Below are 15,205 nucleotides of genomic sequence, written 5' to 3' on the forward strand. Positions count from 1 at the left end.
TTTGAGATGAAATTAAGCGATCGGAGGTCGATAGAGGCTTTGCGTCTTACGGATAACATCACCAGATATTAGTGATGTGACCAGAGCGAGAGAGGTACTTACAGTGATTAAAACATGAGGTGTGGTCAGAGCCGCCAAAGAGGCCACGCAGGCAGTGTCACAGCAGATTTGGGCTGTATCAGAGACGACTTCACAGTGCCCTTTAGTGCTTACAGTGTCTTTTCCCTCAATAGCTTGATAATGAGATGACATCTGCTGTGCCTGACAACTCATTAAGGAAACCATTTGTTGCAAGTCGTGCAAATTTGCGCTGTTCATCACGGTTAAACCTGATGAAAATCCAGACACAAGCAAGGCTGCTAATGTCCAGAGAGTGATCCAAGTTGTCGGAATGAAGTTTAAGCGCATACTTTATATTTTTTTAATATGATAGTGCTAAGTAAATTGATACGGCCTCATATATGCACCAATATCATCGATTTAAATTACTGCAAACTAAAAAGTGACTCTACTTATTTGTTAGCAGTAATAAAAACAAAGCTCGACAATAGGCAAGATCAGGCATAACTAAATCTACATTACACATTCACTTGCTCACGAATATTTATCTATTACTATCACGAACCATGTAGTGTACTTTAATATTAACCTTACCCACATACTCCAATTCACCATTTACATTCATTCGCTCTTGTACTGTTACGAAACCTAAATTCTCTAAATGCGTGCTTTTTGAATACGTGTTAAACGTTAAAATGCGGAATTCATTATTAAGTTCTTGTGCTGACATAGTTTTTAAACGATGCAACTCAGATAATCCTAGCTGATAGGCTTCATCTGACGTAGTAGCTAGAGCCACAGAGACGGTTTTTGAGTCTACTCGGCTGATGTAGTTACCACCATTGTACAACGGCTGTGCGAATACAGGTACAGATGCCAATGATATTATAGAAGCAATAATAGCTGTTTTGATTGTATTCATACTTTTTATCCTCAGTGTCATGATTTTCAATCATTGCTATTATTGAGCACAACTACTGACATTATCCTTTCTGAAAAATGACTTTTTTGTCATAAAGCATAGATTTGTAAAAGAAGTTTATATAAAAGGACTTTGATGTGGTGGACGTACCACCTTATGACGTGGCTTTGCTTCCTGATTCGAGTTCAATTAAAAACGCATCTAACTGGCTAATTTTAGGCGCTCATCATTGTTTCAGGCATACTAGCCCCGTGAGCTTGCTTAACGCTTTTATCATGCCGTAATCTAGCCAAATTGGGCATTGTAATTACTTAAGCTTAGCGTCCCACCGAGCAGTTTCTTCACACGGCGGAACATCCCCGTCTCTGAGAGCGAACGTTTATGGTAACCGACTCCTAAATTGCGAGGATGACCTTATTCCCTGGAGGATGCACCTTCTCTTAGTGGGATGAGTTGTCTGACATACCATGCGTACTTATGGATACGTGGATACTGCATTTCTTTACCGTCACGATTGGTAGACTTTGCAAAAGCTTCAGCGATGTCTTTAGAATCTGCTGCACGCCATAAAACTCCATCGACGCCTAATAACGTAAATGGCTTACCAGAGCGGTCAACAATATCGAGCATATTTACAATGTCAGCCTTGGATTTATCGTTATAGATAGCCATTCCAACCAGTAACCATGCCATCGACTCTAAAGTTAGCTTTCGTTTTCTTAGAGTAACAGCATCAGTAAGCTCATAAGCACTATTTATGAGTTCAATGGGCAAGAGGTCTGCGAGTATTTCAACTTAATTCGGTTTGTAACTGCTAATGATGTCGAGGGCTTGAGAAATGTGCATAAAATGAATAAGAAATGAAAAACCTGACCAGACCCATTTATACTTCACCCTTTTTCATTGTTAGAGTAAATTCAGTGACTCTTTCAATGGAGGACACAATGATTTCACCACCATGAGCCTGAACAATAGACCGGGTAATGGCTAAACCTAGTCCTGCACCAATGCTTCTACTATGTTTCCTGGACTTATCGGCTCGGTAGAAGCGGTCAAACAGGTAGGGTAAAGAACTTTCCGGAATTGTTTCTCCGGTATTTTTTATCTTGATAGAATTGTATTCTCCACCTTCTTCTGCAATCTGTATGGATACTACAGAGCCAACATCACAATGTCTCAGCGCATTAGAAATAATATTGCCAACGGCACGCTGTAGCATCTGTTTATCACCAAACTGCTTACCACCCCCAAGTAACTCTAAACAAACTTCCTTCTCGTCAGCCATAAATTCATAAAATTCAAGCAGTGGCCTGATGACTTCTGCTAATTGGAGCATCTCTCTATTAGTGTGAAGTAAATGATTTTCTGACTTAGCCAAATAAAGTGTATCTTGGATAGTCTTGTTCAACCTTTCCAACTCCTCCACATTGGAAAGGAGTATCTCTTCATACACCTCCTCTGTCCTTTTTGAAGATAAAGTGACGTGCGTCTGGGTCATAATGTTGGTTAAAGGAGTTCGGATTTCGTGTGCAATATCGGAAGAAAACTCGCTCAACCGGTTGAAGCCATGCTGTAAGCGATCCAGCATTTCATTTTGTGTTTCAACCAGTTGTACCAGTTCTATAGGAAGCTTTTCAACCGGTACTCTAATATCCAACCGATTCGGACTAACTTTACTCAGATACTTCTGTAAAACGTGCAGAGGCTTTAAGCCTTTGTGAACAATAAACACCGCATACAACCCTGATATCACGCTCGCAATGACAAATGTCCACAGCAGGACAGTATTAAACTGACTAATAAATAAGAGATGGTGGTCGATATTGAGCCCAAGCACAATAGCGCCGTAATGCGGATGTTTTAACTGAAACAGGAAAGCGCGATATGTTTCTCCACCGGCCGTCCATTCCATCGATTTTAGCTTTTTTGCATTCTCGGGCAGAGATAACGTCGTGTTCGTGAACACAGGCATGCCATCCGGGTCTAATACCCAAAAGTAAGCCGACTCGACCTTTAACGCTGTAATAGCATTATCACTTAAACTATTAAACGATGAAAAAATTGTACGATAATAGTTCTCAAGGCGTTTGTAATCTTGTTGATAAAAATGATGTTTAATTGAATACTGAACAATTAAGGAAAATGAAGCAAGGACGACAAATGAAGATGTCATGTACATGACAATAAGCTTAGTAGCCATTGAGTTTTTATGTTTCAACTTCATTATTCTAGGGAGTCATCAAGTTTATAGCCCATACCACGCACCGTATGAATTAATTTAATGTTATAGGGTTTGTCAATTTTAGCTCGCAATCTTTTAATTGCCACATCAATAACATTAGTATCACTATCAAAGTTCATGTCCCATATCAAAGAGGAGATAAGTGACCGCGACAACACTTCGCCACGTCTTTGCAGAAATAGTTCTAATAAAGAGAACTCTTTGGCGGTCAGCAGAATCACGTCGCCGCCTCTGTGAACTGTCCGTTTCAAAAGATCCATAGATAAATCAGCGACAGCTAAGGTCGCATCATTCTTGAATTGCCCTTTTTGTTGCCTTAACGCATTTTTAACCCGGGCAAGCAACTCAACAAAAGCAAAAGGTTTGACGACATAATCGTTCGCTCCCAATTCCAATCCCTTAACCCTGTCTTCTACCTGATCTTTTGCAGAAAGCATAATAATTGGTGTATCTAATTGACTGCTTCGCATTGTTTGTAACACTTGCCAACCATTTAACTTCGGAAGCATGATATCTAATATGATGAGATCATAATGATTGGTGGTCGCTTGGTAAAGTCCATCGACACCGTCATAAGCAAGATCAACAACGTAGCCTGACTCTGTAAATCCCTTTTTTAAGTAACTGCCTGTTTTAGGCTCATCTTCAACAATTAATAGCTTCATTTTTAATAAATATCATGGTTTTTATGTACTTAGATCTTTAATATACAGACCAGCTCAAATAACTTGAATCGGATATTGCCGAATGATTGCTCAACCGATGTCATTGTTACTTAATCGTTTTAATTGTCACGATGTTCTGCGTAGTGATAGCTGACATTAACTTCACCTTTGTACAGTACCTGCCCAGCATCGTTCGTAAATTCCTATACTGTTACATAATCGGTTTTATTCAAATGGATATCATTACTACTGTCGCTGGTGATTAATAATTTATGATTGAGCTCTTGTAGTTGCTGTAACCCCAGTTTATAGGCTTCTTGTTTTGAAGAGACCGATTCGGTATGAAATGTGCGAGTGTCCAGTCTTTCCTCAAAATTGCCATTAGTACTAATATACTAGCCAGCTAGGAGGTTTCCGCTTAGTAAAATCAGGGCTGCTGTCGTAAAAGTCATTTTTATCAGTTTCATTGGATTTCCTTTTGTTGTGTTGATAGTTGTAACTTGATCACACCTTGGTGGAGCTATGGTGTTGAACTCATTGGTTGATATCAACGCCATACACAGAAAGATTATCAATGAAAACGGTCAAGCAGTCGTCACTTGACCGTCATATTAATGATTCAATCAGAAGCCGACATTGAGCATAGCAACAATCTTGTATGTATCCTCGGAGCTTTCTTGATAGAAATCCCCCATAAAGCCGTAAGAACCACGTAAACTCAAGTCATATATACTGGCAAATTTTTTACCGAACTGTGTGGACAATTCAGCACCGATATTTGAACCATTTGCCTGTGAAGCACTCTGAGGGGCATCGTCAGCCACTCTGAAGTAACCAGCGCCATACTTAACATAGTAGTCATCTTCTAGCACCTGCTCACCAGAGAGCATCAAACCCAACAAGCCGTACCCTTGGTAAGCCGCATCATAAACTGCCCTACCGCCTTGCGAGCCGTTGTTATAGTATGAATCAGTTCCAAATATCATCAGGTTACTACTGTTGAGCTCATAACCTGAATTGTTTTCAGCAAAACGATCTGTCCCATTACTGCTGTCGTCAGCAGGAATATAGATACCGTGGACTTTAATATAACCGCCAGTCCAGTGTTTTTTAGCATAGAGATTTAACATTAATGCTTCCCCATCAGAAGCATTTGAGTCCATTCCCGACGCAATCTTATAGAGTACAGAACCACTATAAGCCATGTCACCATAGTTGTAGTCAACGTAGGATCCGAGATAAATATCGTCCGTTCGAGCAGCCGTACCATTAATCGCATCTTCGTTCCTATTGTTGATTGAGCCTCCAGTAAAACCGTAACTGAGATTATCGCTAGGGCTTAACTCACCATTCAACACGTAGAAGTCGACGTCGTCTGACGAATCTCTTTCTCCTTCATCCCATTTAAACCACCCCCGCTCAGGCTGACCGTGTCTATATTGCCCAAAAACGAGATGCCGTTCATGTCATCATCTGTCACAAAACTCTCATATTTACCAAAACCATACCCTTGAATGCCCGTTCGTACCTTCCAGTCCGTATTCGGTAGTCCAAAATCAACGTAAGCGTTTTTTGTCTCAATACCAACGCCATCAGAACTGAGTTTGCCACCTGAACCTGCGACCGTCTTACTACCTTTTTCACCAAAGGGAGCATCGTACTCACCGTACCAAACCACAGTAACATTTTCATTCAGGTCGCCGGTGATCTTCATACGCAGACGCTGATCAACCCAAGAACTACTATTATCGTCAGTTTCATCGAGGCTTTCCACCGTGCCTTGCATACGGTAATAACCATTAAGCCTGATAGCAGATTGGTCATTTTTTAGTTTGGCGACTTCTGCGGTAAGTTGTTCAATTTCACCCTTCAAACCATCTAGCGATGGTGAAGCGACATCACCTAGTGCAGGAGCTGTAATTAGTACCACTGCCAAAGGAGCAGCCATTTTTATTTTTTTCAATCATTTATGTAATTTCCTTGTATCGTCGAGACAGGACAAAAATCTATTGATTCTCATATAATTTCCGACATTCCTACCCCTTACTACAGAAAGAGAGGGGGCATTTAATTGCATGCTAGTACTAACAAAGTTACTAAGGAGACAAAGAAAAATATGCCATATAATATTATGGTATCGCCCCACTCAACAAAATTAAAATACTGGCAAAGCAATATCACTCTGCTTTCTACTCAAAAAAAATAACTACACAGACAAGGTTGATTAATTTGTACTAGGGCGTGTTGATCTTTGCTGTACATTTCGTGATCAACAATACATCGGTAGCCACATTAACATGAATGCCAGCGATAACATGCTGGCATAATTCCTTTCTAGCTTGTCATATCTACTTGAAATAGCTCGATAATGCTTAATTCTCCCAAAGGCATTTTCGACCAAGTGACGATACTTATATAGACACCAATCCATGCTGTCTTTGTCTATATCTTGTCCGTAATTGCGTTTAGCAATTACCGTTTCTCCGCCACGTTCCTTAACAAAAGTACGGAAAGGTTCGCTGTCATATCCTTTATCACAAACGATGGTATTAACTTCATCGAGTTGCTCAACTAAGCTTTCGGCATGTACTATATCGTGGCGTTGTCCTTCTGATAAATCAAAGCAAATCGGCAGGCCGCCACTATCCACGGCTAAGTGAATTTTGGTTGAGTTGCCCCCGCGACTTTTTCCTATTTGCTCTGAGCTTTCAGTCGCTGCACCTGTACTATGCTGATGCGCTCGAACTATAGAGCCATCAAGAAAGACCCATTCAAAATCAGCCATACTAGATAAGCTTTTGAAAAGTTTATCTAAAACCCCTTTCTTTGACCAAAGATTAAATCGTCTGTAAACGCTACTCCACTCTCCGAACTCAGAGGGGAGATCTCGCCAAGGAACACCTGTTCTCATTCGATAAAGTATTCCTTCAAATGTCATTCGATGTTCAGTTTTATCGTAAATACGACCTGTACTTTTCATAACTTGGAGTAGCAGTTCCCAGCGAATATCAGTTAGCATTGTTCTTGGCATGGTATTGGTTATAGTTTTACTTTTGGCGAAGCAAATTATAACTCTTTACCATGCTGTTCAAAAAACACTCACGAAAGATCAACACGCCCTAACCATGCATTTCTTTGAATAGGAAATCATTCATATAATTTATATAAAGAAACATTAACAAATCCTCCATGTCATAAACATGACCAAAGAATTACATTAGTGTCATTTTAGTTTTATTACATTTAAAAAAAGGAGGGGAGGGATGACATAGAAAATAGTGATACAAGTACTTAATTGTGATAGAAAACATTTATAATATAAAAAGTGACGAACAGTATAAAACAATAATAATGGATTCATTCTTTATACTTATGGTTTATTTCATGACAAACTTGTCATTCTTTGGTCAGGAATAATTCATTATGTTTAATTTACACTAGGAATCCACTGCTTACTCATATGGAAACATTTGAGGCTCATTATTTTATTTATCATTTATAGCTGGGCATTACGCTCAGCTTTTTTATTATCACTACTTAACAAACGTTATCTCTATCTAATACGAGATTAAACAGAGGGAGAGGATGAATAATAATGACAAAAGATAGGAATAAGAAAAATCTAGTTCGCTCTTTCACCAAAGAAACGGCTTTGTTGCGTAATTCGATGGAACTAAATCAGGAAGTTGCGATCTGATCGGCTAAATCAGCTAATCTTCGTAGCCTTATGCCGAAACCTCGTTATAAAACAACTAACTGGAAACAGTACAACAAAGCCCTAATCAACCGTGGTTCACTTACTTTCTGGATTGATGAAGAGACCATAAGAGAGTGGAAGCAAAGTAAACAGAATAAGCGAGGTAGGCCTCGTCGATTCAGCGACTTAGCCATTACTACAGCACTCATGGTAAAAACGCGTTTTCTCTATGCCATTGAGAGCGCTGCAAGGTTTTCTAGACTCCGTATTTAAGCTGGCTAACATACCGCTTGTTTGTCCGCATTACACCTGTATAAGCCGTCGAGCTAAGGACGTTGAGGTTTCATTTAAAACCAAAACCAGAGGTGTGATACAGCATCTGGCCATCGATGCCACTGGTCTCAAGGTTTATGGCGAAGGTGAATGGAAGGTCAAAAAGCATGGTACTGATGGGAAGCGCAGAGTCTGGCGTAAGCTACATCTAGCAGTAGATACCAGCACCCACGAAATAGTCGCAGCAGAGCTGAGTTTATCTAACGTTACCGATGCCGAAGTGCTTCCCAACCTACTTAAGCAGACACGTCGTAAAATCATTGAGATATCAGGTGATGGTGCTTATGACACAAGACATTGCCATGATGCAATACGTGTAAAGCGAGCGGTTCCGCTCATCCCTCCAAGGGAAGGAGCAACCTTCTGGGAACAAGGACATCCTCGAAATCTGGCGGTAGGTTGCCAGAAGCTGTACGGCTCCAACAAGAAGTGGAAAAAGCGGTATGGTTATCATAAGCGCTCGCTATCAGAGACAGCAATGCATCGAGTGAAACAGTTGTTGGGTGGGAAACTCAGCCTCCGAAATTACAATGCTCAGGTTGGTGAGACTTACACAATGATTAAAGCGCTGAATAAGCTTACAGGACTTGGTATGCCTGAAACTCAGTATATTGTCTAAAAGTCGCTCAACTTTGGGCGGTTTGGTTTCTCGTCTGAATTACGCAACAAAGCCATTCAACGGCTGAGTCGTCAATCCAAAACGTTACTGAGCCTCGCTTGCACAATGCTTCATTATACTCACTCCAGTTCGCTATCTTCTTCTTTGACTTACCCATAACAACACCATGCTTCGACTACATGGGATCAGATCGCAGGATAGAGGAAAGGTTCAACTGATTTAGTCAACAACGCCTGAAAATACTCATCATCACTATAATGGAAAGAAATACCATAAAAGTCGCAAAACCCAAGCCTATCTTTTGACCAAGTCTCAAGTTATTAAACATTTACATTAATCCAGAAAATATCATATACATCAGATATTTATACATGAAACCACAAAAATATTCAGATAATCTATATCATGCTAAATATCAATTAAAATTTTGAAAAAAAGAAAAAAGCCCGGCCATAAGCACGAGCTAAATTTGAAGTAGATAAAGAGAAATTATGTAAGGAATCGGTAACTAGCTTTCTTTTTCCATCATATTTTTTCCCATTGCTTTGTCGCAACCTTTCTCTGACATCATTTGGTGCATTTCCGTCATCATGGCATGCACTTGCGTCATCATCTGCTGGTGATTTTCCATGTTCTGCATCATATCCATCATCGGCATTTCAGCGGATGGAGAAGTGTTACTCTCCGAACCGTGGTGCTGATTATGCGAACCTTCAGTAGCGTTGTCTTTTACCATATCCTGTGCAAATATTGGTGCAGAAATAAGGCTACCGATCAGCATTGTTGTAAGAACAGTTTTCATTATTCAATCCTTATTCTCTTTTTAAATTTAAAGTTGTACGGCGTTATCAAAAGACTTAGAAATCGTGGTTTCCTGATTCGTTGCTTTGAATGAGATAAATCAAGCGCTAAATCGACCACCATCATTCGTTTTATCTTCTACCATTTGCACCTCTTTCTTATCCTGCAGTTCTTGAGAAGCATCCTGATCTTTTGTACTTCCTGGCATCATAAATTTCATCATCACCCCGTGCATGACCAGACATAAAATCAGAGGCACAAGTGCGGTACCAAGCAGAGACGGACTAAACGAACTCATGGTTGAAGAGAGCACCAGGAACGGTATTCCGACCATAAACAATACACATAGCAGCATCATCCAACCATGGCCTTTGTGCTCGCCGTGTCCCGAATGGTAACTGTGATTTTTGTTGTTATCTTTCATAACTTTCTCCAAATTACTTACTCTATTTAGTGCTGATCTTAGCCTACAGTACCTGTCAGTAACCGGACGATAATGATGACAATATTGTCATTTTCTGCCGAGTTGTTTCCCCCAAAACCACCAGATGATCAGTACAATGGCTGTAAGACCTATTACGTTCACCCACATATCAACCTCCTATTTATTACTGATAGAACGGCCTGGCTTGTATAAGCGCAACCGGTTTGCGTTAGTGACGACCGTAACAGATGACAGCGACATTGCTGCGCCTGCAATGATTGGGCTTAGAAGCCAGCCCGTAAATGGAAATAGTAATCCTGCTGCGACCGGTATACCTAGGGAGTTGTAAATGAACGCCCCCCAGAGGTTCTGTTTGATATTTGTCATCGTTGCACTGCTGATCCCTATAACATCTGAAATACTATGCAGAGAGCTTCGCATCAGAGTGATATCCGCACTCTCAATGGCAACATCGGTGCCGCTTCCGATAGCAAACCCAACGTCGGACTGAGCAAGTGCCGGAGCATCATTGATCCCATCACCAACCATGCCGACAACTTTTCCCTGTGCCTGAAACTCTTTAATCCAGCGAAGCTTATCCTCCGGCATTAGCCCTGCATAAAACTCGTCAACATTTGACAAGCTCGCAACCGCCCTAGCCGTATTTTCGTTATCTCCGGTTAGCATGACGACATGAATGCCTTGTTTGTGAAAACGATCAATCGCACTTCGAGCATCTTCTCTTATAGGATCGCTGATACCAAAAAGAGCCTGAATATCGTTATCTACAGCAAAGTACACCACAGTATTTGCATCTTGTTCCCACTGAGTGGTGTATTCACCCACGGTCTCTATTTTCAGTCCAAACCGATTCATGAGCTTATCGTTACCAAGGAGCAGTCTTTTCCCATTGTAGTGAGCCTGCACTCCCATACCGGTTAAGGACTCAAACTCGGATACTTGTGGTGACTCTCCAGATTGAGCGTGATGTTGCGCATAGCTGGTTAATGCCTGAGCCAATGGGTGGTTAGAGCCTTTTTCCAAAGTCTCAACCAACGACAAAATATTTTCTTCACCCGAAAAGACACGGTAGTTTGTGACCTCAGGTTTACCCTGTGTGATGGTCCCGGTTTTATCCAATACGACAACATCCAATTCACTTGCCCGCTGTAAGGCTTCTCCGTTGCGGATCAAACCACCAAACTCTGCCGCCTTCCCAACTCCAATCATGGTAGATATTGGCGTCGCTAGCCCGAGAGCGCAGGGACAAGCGATAATAAGTACTGAGGTTGCGGCAACAATCATATAGACCAGCGTTGGCTGCGGACCAAAGTTGTACCATATCAAAGCAGTCATAATGGATAAGATCATAACTGTTGGAACAAAAACAGCAGAAACCTTGTCGGCTAAGTGACTAATAGGAGGTTTCGAGTTCTGCGCATTGGAGACCATGCTGATAATCTGAGCAAGAACAGTGTCACTACCTACCTTTTTCGCTTCAAACACAAAACTTCCCTGACCGTTTATGGTGCCTGCGGATACCTGACTGCTCGGTTGCTTCTCTATGGGAATCGGTTCACCGGTTAACATAGACTCATCTATCGTCGTACGCCCATCAGTGACCACACCGTCCACAGGAATTTTCTCACCTGCTCTTACCCGGATCTTGTCCCCCCGCATCACCTGTTCGACAGGAACGGAGACATCTTGTCCGTCACGAATCACCACCGCAGTTTTAACTCTCAGATCAAGTAACCGTCTTATAGCCTGAGACGTTCTGCCTCTGGCCCGAACCTCAAGCGCTTGCCCAAGGTTGATCAAACCGATTATCATTGCGGTCGCCTCAAAATAGAGGTGTCTGGCACTTTCAGGTAACCATTGAGGTCCTAAAACTACCAACATTGAATAGAGCCAGGCCGTCCCAGTGCCGAGTGCAATAAGAGTATCCATGTTGGCGTTACGATTTAGGAACGCTTTCCAGGCCCCCTTAAAAAAATGCTTGCCGGCTCGCCACAAAATAACCAATGTCAACAAACCGATACCAAGCCAGAGAGCTTGCTCTGAGAGGGTATTTACATTCATAGGGCCACCCAGCAGGCCATAACCCATCAATGGAATACCCAGTCCCAGGCCGATAATACTTTGCCTGATTTTAAACCGATACTCTTGGGCTTCCTGCTCTGCTTTGATATCTTCCGCCTCATCAGCATCAACGATTTCACTGGCATCGTAACCAACCGCCTGAATCGCCTGAATAAGTGATAGTGTTGATTGATGAGACTGAACGGTCGCTGTACGGTTGGCAAAGTTGACACCCACAGATTCAACACCTTCCAGATTTGTCAGAGCCCCCTCAATGGTATTGATACAACTGGCGCATGTCACTCCCACTAAAGCCAGATTCACCGTCTTTTTTTGAGCCAATAAGTCCATATGAACAGTGGTCGTATTAGCTTCAGCCACATCGGGAATAGCGGTATTCCGCTCTTCGTTTAGGCCACTGTACCCTAACTCCAGTAAAATACGTTCCACCTCTGAATCACTGACATGGCTATTGACAATTAACCGCTGAGCCAAAATGTCCACTGACACATCAGCGTTGTTATCAACATATCTAATGCCAGACGTGATTTTTTTAACGCAGTTTTGGCAAGAAACGTTAGCCAATATTGTTTCGTATTGGTGAATTACGGGCAAAGTCGCAGCATATCCAGTGCTGGAAATAATTTGTATCGCGTTTTCTGGTTCCAATGTGGTAATAAGGTCTGCTTTATCTTTACTATTATTAATAACCAGAGAGATATCAGGATCACTTTCCCTTAAAGCAGAAACGATCTTTGTAACACAATTGCCACAACTGACACCTGATAACGCAAGAGAATATTCTTCAACCTTCATTTTTTACCTCCTGAGAGTTAATCGATGGATGTTTATCTGACCAGCCTTCAATCAGGAAGCATATCGCCTTCCCGTCAGGAGTTATGTCTGGTTCATGCACCCACTCGGAATAAGTTTCTTCCATAACAGCCAGGTGCATCTGATATTCTTTAATTTTTTGTTGCATCTCAGATATTTTATCACTCAGCATTTTCCGTACTTTCAGACAGGGAGATTTTCCTTGCTGAGAGTATTCTATGATCTCTTCAATCTGGCTTAAGCTAAAGCCAATACTTCGTGCATGACTAATAAACCGCAATCTATCCACAGCACTCGGTGGGTAAATTTTATAGCCGTTACTTGGGTCTTTCATCGCAGAGAGCAGTCCTTTTCTGGTATAATAACGAACCGTTTCCGCGGTAACCCCGACTGTCCGGGCAATTTCAGTTGTCAGCATACTTAACCCTCCGAATGGCAACGAAATAGTGAGATAACACAAAATTACTCTGGATAATCAACCAAATAAAAAAACTAACAACACAATGACCGCTAACATACCTAAAGTCACTTTCAACAATAATTTAGGGTCACTGGTTCCGCCATTAGGCGTTTTATTACAACAACTCATAACTAACTCCTTACACCTTTATCTATGTTTCTATTTTGAGTTTAAAACCTGTGTGCAACACATAGGTCAAGAGACTATCGTCAATTTTTCGGTGCTCATTGGGGTCTAACTCTATACGATAAAAGAAGAGAACATGAAGATGAGTAACTTAGAATAAATTGATTATTAATCGCCAAGTTACATGCCCTATAAATTTTGCATCATCACCGACACCTTCGTATTTTTAAACCCAGCTTATAGAAACCTGATAGACCTAAATACCCATATTATTGCGCTGCCCCGATGCGTTAACGCACCTGTAATAAAATCCTTGTATATTGAACAGAAACAAGACTAAATACACGCCTAACCCTTTAAGCATGGTACCCATTTCTTACTATTGGGACCTCCAGCTGGAGGCCGATTACAACAACTCATAATATTTTCTCCATATCATTTATTGAATACTGTGCCGGTATTAAGATACTCAGACATCAGCAGAGCTGTTGTCAGTCGCTAGTATTTGTTAAACAGACTTAGTTTGCCTTCTCTATCAAAAGCAACAATATTAAAGCCTTGATATTCTTCACCCTCTCTAGCCATACCAGGTGAATAACGAGGCATTCCCGGGACTGACAAACCTGATATATCCTGAGGTCTTTCTATTAAGAGACGAGCAATATCTGCTTCAGGAACGTGGCCTTCAATCATATATCCGTCGATAAGCGCCGTATGACAAGACGCTAGCTGTTTAGGCATATTGAATGGGGCTTTTACCGACGCCCAGTTTTCCTGCTTGTGAATATTGACGTGATATCCCGCCTTCTCCATTGTGGCTGCCCATTGACTGCAACAGCCACATGTCGGCGACTTATAAAGCTCTACGACAGGATTAGCAAAAGTGCTTGCACTAAACATAAGAGCTGAAATAGCGGTAATGTTGAGATACTTATTCATAAATTTTCCTTTTATTCAGAACCTGAAGGACATATCAAGAACATGCTGGTTGTATTGCAATCTGTATTCACCGGGTTGTGCTTTCCACGTATACAATTCTGTTGCATAGGGTTCGATTGAAAGTATGTGACTATTACCAATCGGCATCAAAGACAAATCGATAGAATCAAAAGTTTTGTTGAATATAACCAGTTGATTATCTGATTCCTTATCAATGTCCACCTTGGTGTATGAAACCTCCCCATCAATCGCCCACTCAATGAGTTCCAACTTACCCAAAGCTCTGAGATATCCAGCCAGAGCATATTTATCTCCATCGCTAAGCGCATTATTCAGTAGCTTCATTGTTGGCTCATTCTGAAGGGCATAATTTATCTGGCTTAGTGAGTGGTCTCTTATATTTCCCCCACGTTACCGCCCCCTTGAGCAAACAGACCATGGCATGCAGTGCATCCATAGCCACCAACCGTACGAAAAAGGTTTTGGGCTTGTTTAAATTCAGCAGAATCCAATGCTAATGCTGGTACGTCTTGGCTCACTTCTTTCAAACTAGAGTCCCTCTCTGGGTCATGCATACCTTCATGAGCTAATGCTGTGATCGAATTCAACCCAAGTAGCAAGGCAGCAAAGCAAGCTAAAGGTTTTCGAATATTCACTGATGATTTTCCTTTTCGAGTTGATAGATACTGCAAAAATGCTCGTTAGCTAATAACGAAATTGAGCCGGTTATACAGAAAAGCTTCATGCAAGATAAGCATGTCAAAGCCACTGTTGACGAGGGTATTAACCGTTAGGAAGGAATCAGACTATTGGAGGGTGATACAAATTGCCTGTTACCGCGTTGACATACTCAGCAGTTTCCCTGAAGAAAGGGATACGTTGGGGTGTTTGAGAGTTTCTAATAATAAGTTGATAAATCAGCAGAGCGCTAGCCGGACAGTTTGAATGGTAGCACTGATGCCCTGGATTCATAACATTGGCCGAATCATAACAATCAGTTT

At 41.4% G+C, this 15,205-nt stretch carries 14 protein-coding genes and 4 pseudogenes; 1 reads left to right on the forward strand and 17 read right to left on the reverse strand.

Annotated elements, in window-relative coordinates; translation table 11 throughout:
* Positions 1 to 12: 12 nt before the first annotated feature.
* The 9 genes and pseudogenes from P4S59_RS11595 to P4S59_RS11635 form a co-directional block, all read right to left on the reverse strand.
* A complete protein-coding gene (locus tag P4S59_RS11595) occupies positions 13 to 348 on the reverse strand; it encodes a hypothetical protein (protein WP_337168428.1) in 336 nt (111 codons plus the stop codon).
* A gap of 256 nt (positions 349 to 604) precedes the next feature.
* On the reverse strand, positions 605 to 982 hold the full coding sequence (locus tag P4S59_RS11600) for a DUF3316 domain-containing protein (protein ID WP_086586499.1): 378 nt from the start codon (positions 980 to 982) through the stop codon (positions 605 to 607).
* A gap of 215 nt (positions 983 to 1,197) precedes the next feature.
* Positions 1,198 to 1,435, reverse strand: a pseudogene (locus P4S59_RS11605) (IS5/IS1182 family transposase); the annotation flags it as partial.
* Between the two features lie 27 nt (positions 1,436 to 1,462).
* Positions 1,463 to 1,771 (reverse strand): annotated as a pseudogene (locus P4S59_RS11610) (transposase domain-containing protein); the annotation flags it as partial.
* Positions 1,772 to 1,865: 94 nt separating this feature from the next.
* On the reverse strand, positions 1,866 to 3,182 hold the full coding sequence (locus tag P4S59_RS11615; protein ID WP_337168429.1) for a heavy metal sensor histidine kinase: 1,317 nt from the start codon (positions 3,180 to 3,182) through the stop codon (positions 1,866 to 1,868).
* 23 nt (positions 3,183 to 3,205) lie between these two features.
* Positions 3,206 to 3,889, reverse strand: a complete 684-nt coding sequence (locus P4S59_RS11620) for a heavy metal response regulator transcription factor (RefSeq protein WP_086586497.1) — start codon at positions 3,887 to 3,889, stop codon at positions 3,206 to 3,208.
* Between the two features lie 623 nt (positions 3,890 to 4,512).
* Positions 4,513 to 5,247: a hypothetical protein gene (locus P4S59_RS11625; protein ID WP_337168430.1), complete on the reverse strand. Its 735-nt coding sequence runs from the start codon at positions 5,245 to 5,247 to the stop codon at positions 4,513 to 4,515.
* A complete protein-coding gene (locus tag P4S59_RS11630) occupies positions 5,241 to 5,837 on the reverse strand; it encodes a hypothetical protein (RefSeq protein ID WP_337168431.1) in 597 nt (198 codons plus the stop codon). Before P4S59_RS11630 ends, P4S59_RS11625 begins: the two co-directional genes overlap by 7 nt.
* Positions 5,838 to 6,158: 321 nt before the next feature.
* Positions 6,159 to 6,920 (reverse strand): IS5 family transposase, encoded by a 762-nt coding sequence (locus P4S59_RS11635; protein WP_110176700.1) that lies wholly within the window; start codon positions 6,918 to 6,920, stop codon positions 6,159 to 6,161.
* A 696-nt stretch (positions 6,921 to 7,616) separates the two neighbouring features.
* Here P4S59_RS11635 and P4S59_RS11640 point away from each other — a divergent pair.
* Positions 7,617 to 8,538, forward strand: a pseudogene (locus P4S59_RS11640) (IS5 family transposase).
* A gap of 46 nt (positions 8,539 to 8,584) precedes the next feature.
* Here the strand turns inward: P4S59_RS11640 and P4S59_RS11645 are convergent.
* From P4S59_RS11645 to P4S59_RS11680, 8 genes and pseudogenes are all read right to left on the reverse strand, one after another.
* Positions 8,585 to 8,695, reverse strand: a pseudogene (locus tag P4S59_RS11645) (IS5/IS1182 family transposase); the annotation flags it as partial.
* A 351-nt stretch (positions 8,696 to 9,046) separates the two neighbouring features.
* Entirely contained in the window at positions 9,047 to 9,340 is a 294-nt protein-coding gene (locus tag P4S59_RS11650) for a hypothetical protein (protein WP_086585565.1), read from the reverse strand.
* A gap of 99 nt (positions 9,341 to 9,439) precedes the next feature.
* Positions 9,440 to 9,763, reverse strand: coding sequence for a hypothetical protein (locus P4S59_RS11655; RefSeq protein WP_086585566.1), 324 nt, complete (start codon positions 9,761 to 9,763; stop codon positions 9,440 to 9,442).
* Positions 9,764 to 9,940: 177 nt separating this feature from the next.
* A complete protein-coding gene (locus tag P4S59_RS11660) occupies positions 9,941 to 12,661 on the reverse strand; it encodes a heavy metal translocating P-type ATPase (RefSeq protein WP_337168432.1) in 2,721 nt (906 codons plus the stop codon).
* Entirely contained in the window at positions 12,651 to 13,097 is a 447-nt protein-coding gene (locus P4S59_RS11665; protein ID WP_086585568.1) for a MerR family transcriptional regulator, read from the reverse strand. The genes P4S59_RS11660 and P4S59_RS11665 overlap by 11 nt, the downstream gene beginning before the upstream one ends.
* A 666-nt stretch (positions 13,098 to 13,763) precedes the next feature.
* Positions 13,764 to 14,204: a DUF411 domain-containing protein gene (locus tag P4S59_RS11670; RefSeq protein ID WP_086585569.1), complete on the reverse strand. Its 441-nt coding sequence runs from the start codon at positions 14,202 to 14,204 to the stop codon at positions 13,764 to 13,766.
* 15 nt (positions 14,205 to 14,219) lie between these two features.
* Positions 14,220 to 14,549: a hypothetical protein gene (locus P4S59_RS11675; RefSeq protein ID WP_337168433.1), complete on the reverse strand. Its 330-nt coding sequence runs from the start codon at positions 14,547 to 14,549 to the stop codon at positions 14,220 to 14,222.
* 50 nt (positions 14,550 to 14,599) lie between these two features.
* A complete protein-coding gene (locus P4S59_RS11680) occupies positions 14,600 to 14,860 on the reverse strand; it encodes a hypothetical protein (RefSeq protein ID WP_337168434.1) in 261 nt (86 codons plus the stop codon).
* Positions 14,861 to 15,205: the final 345 nt, after the last annotated feature.

The organism is Vibrio sp. M60_M70 (genome assembly GCF_037162085.1).
GTDB lineage: Bacteria > Pseudomonadota > Gammaproteobacteria > Enterobacterales > Vibrionaceae > Vibrio > Vibrio diabolicus.

Bases quoted from the DNA above. Each gene is read 5' to 3' on its own strand.
- P4S59_RS11635 (WP_110176700.1), bottom strand. From the start codon at position 6,920: ATGCCAAGAACAATGCTAACTGATATTCGCTGGGAACTGCTACTCCAA.
- P4S59_RS11630 (WP_337168431.1), bottom strand. From the start codon at position 5,837: ATGGCTGCTCCTTTGGCAGTGGTACTAATTACAGCTCCTGCACTAGGT.
- P4S59_RS11615 (WP_337168429.1), bottom strand. From the start codon at position 3,182: ATGGCTACTAAGCTTATTGTCATGTACATGACATCTTCATTTGTCGTC.
- P4S59_RS11665 (WP_086585568.1), bottom strand. From the start codon at position 13,097: ATGCTGACAACTGAAATTGCCCGGACAGTCGGGGTTACCGCGGAAACG.
- P4S59_RS11675 (WP_337168433.1), bottom strand. From the start codon at position 14,549: ATGAAGCTACTGAATAATGCGCTTAGCGATGGAGATAAATATGCTCTG.
- P4S59_RS11650 (WP_086585565.1), bottom strand. From the start codon at position 9,340: ATGAAAACTGTTCTTACAACAATGCTGATCGGTAGCCTTATTTCTGCA.
- P4S59_RS11655 (WP_086585566.1), bottom strand. From the start codon at position 9,763: ATGAAAGATAACAACAAAAATCACAGTTACCATTCGGGACACGGCGAG.
- P4S59_RS11600 (WP_086586499.1), bottom strand. From the start codon at position 982: ATGAATACAATCAAAACAGCTATTATTGCTTCTATAATATCATTGGCA.
- P4S59_RS11660 (WP_337168432.1), bottom strand. From the start codon at position 12,661: ATGAAGGTTGAAGAATATTCTCTTGCGTTATCAGGTGTCAGTTGTGGC.
- P4S59_RS11670 (WP_086585569.1), bottom strand. From the start codon at position 14,204: ATGAATAAGTATCTCAACATTACCGCTATTTCAGCTCTTATGTTTAGT.
- P4S59_RS11620 (WP_086586497.1), bottom strand. From the start codon at position 3,889: ATGAAGCTATTAATTGTTGAAGATGAGCCTAAAACAGGCAGTTACTTA.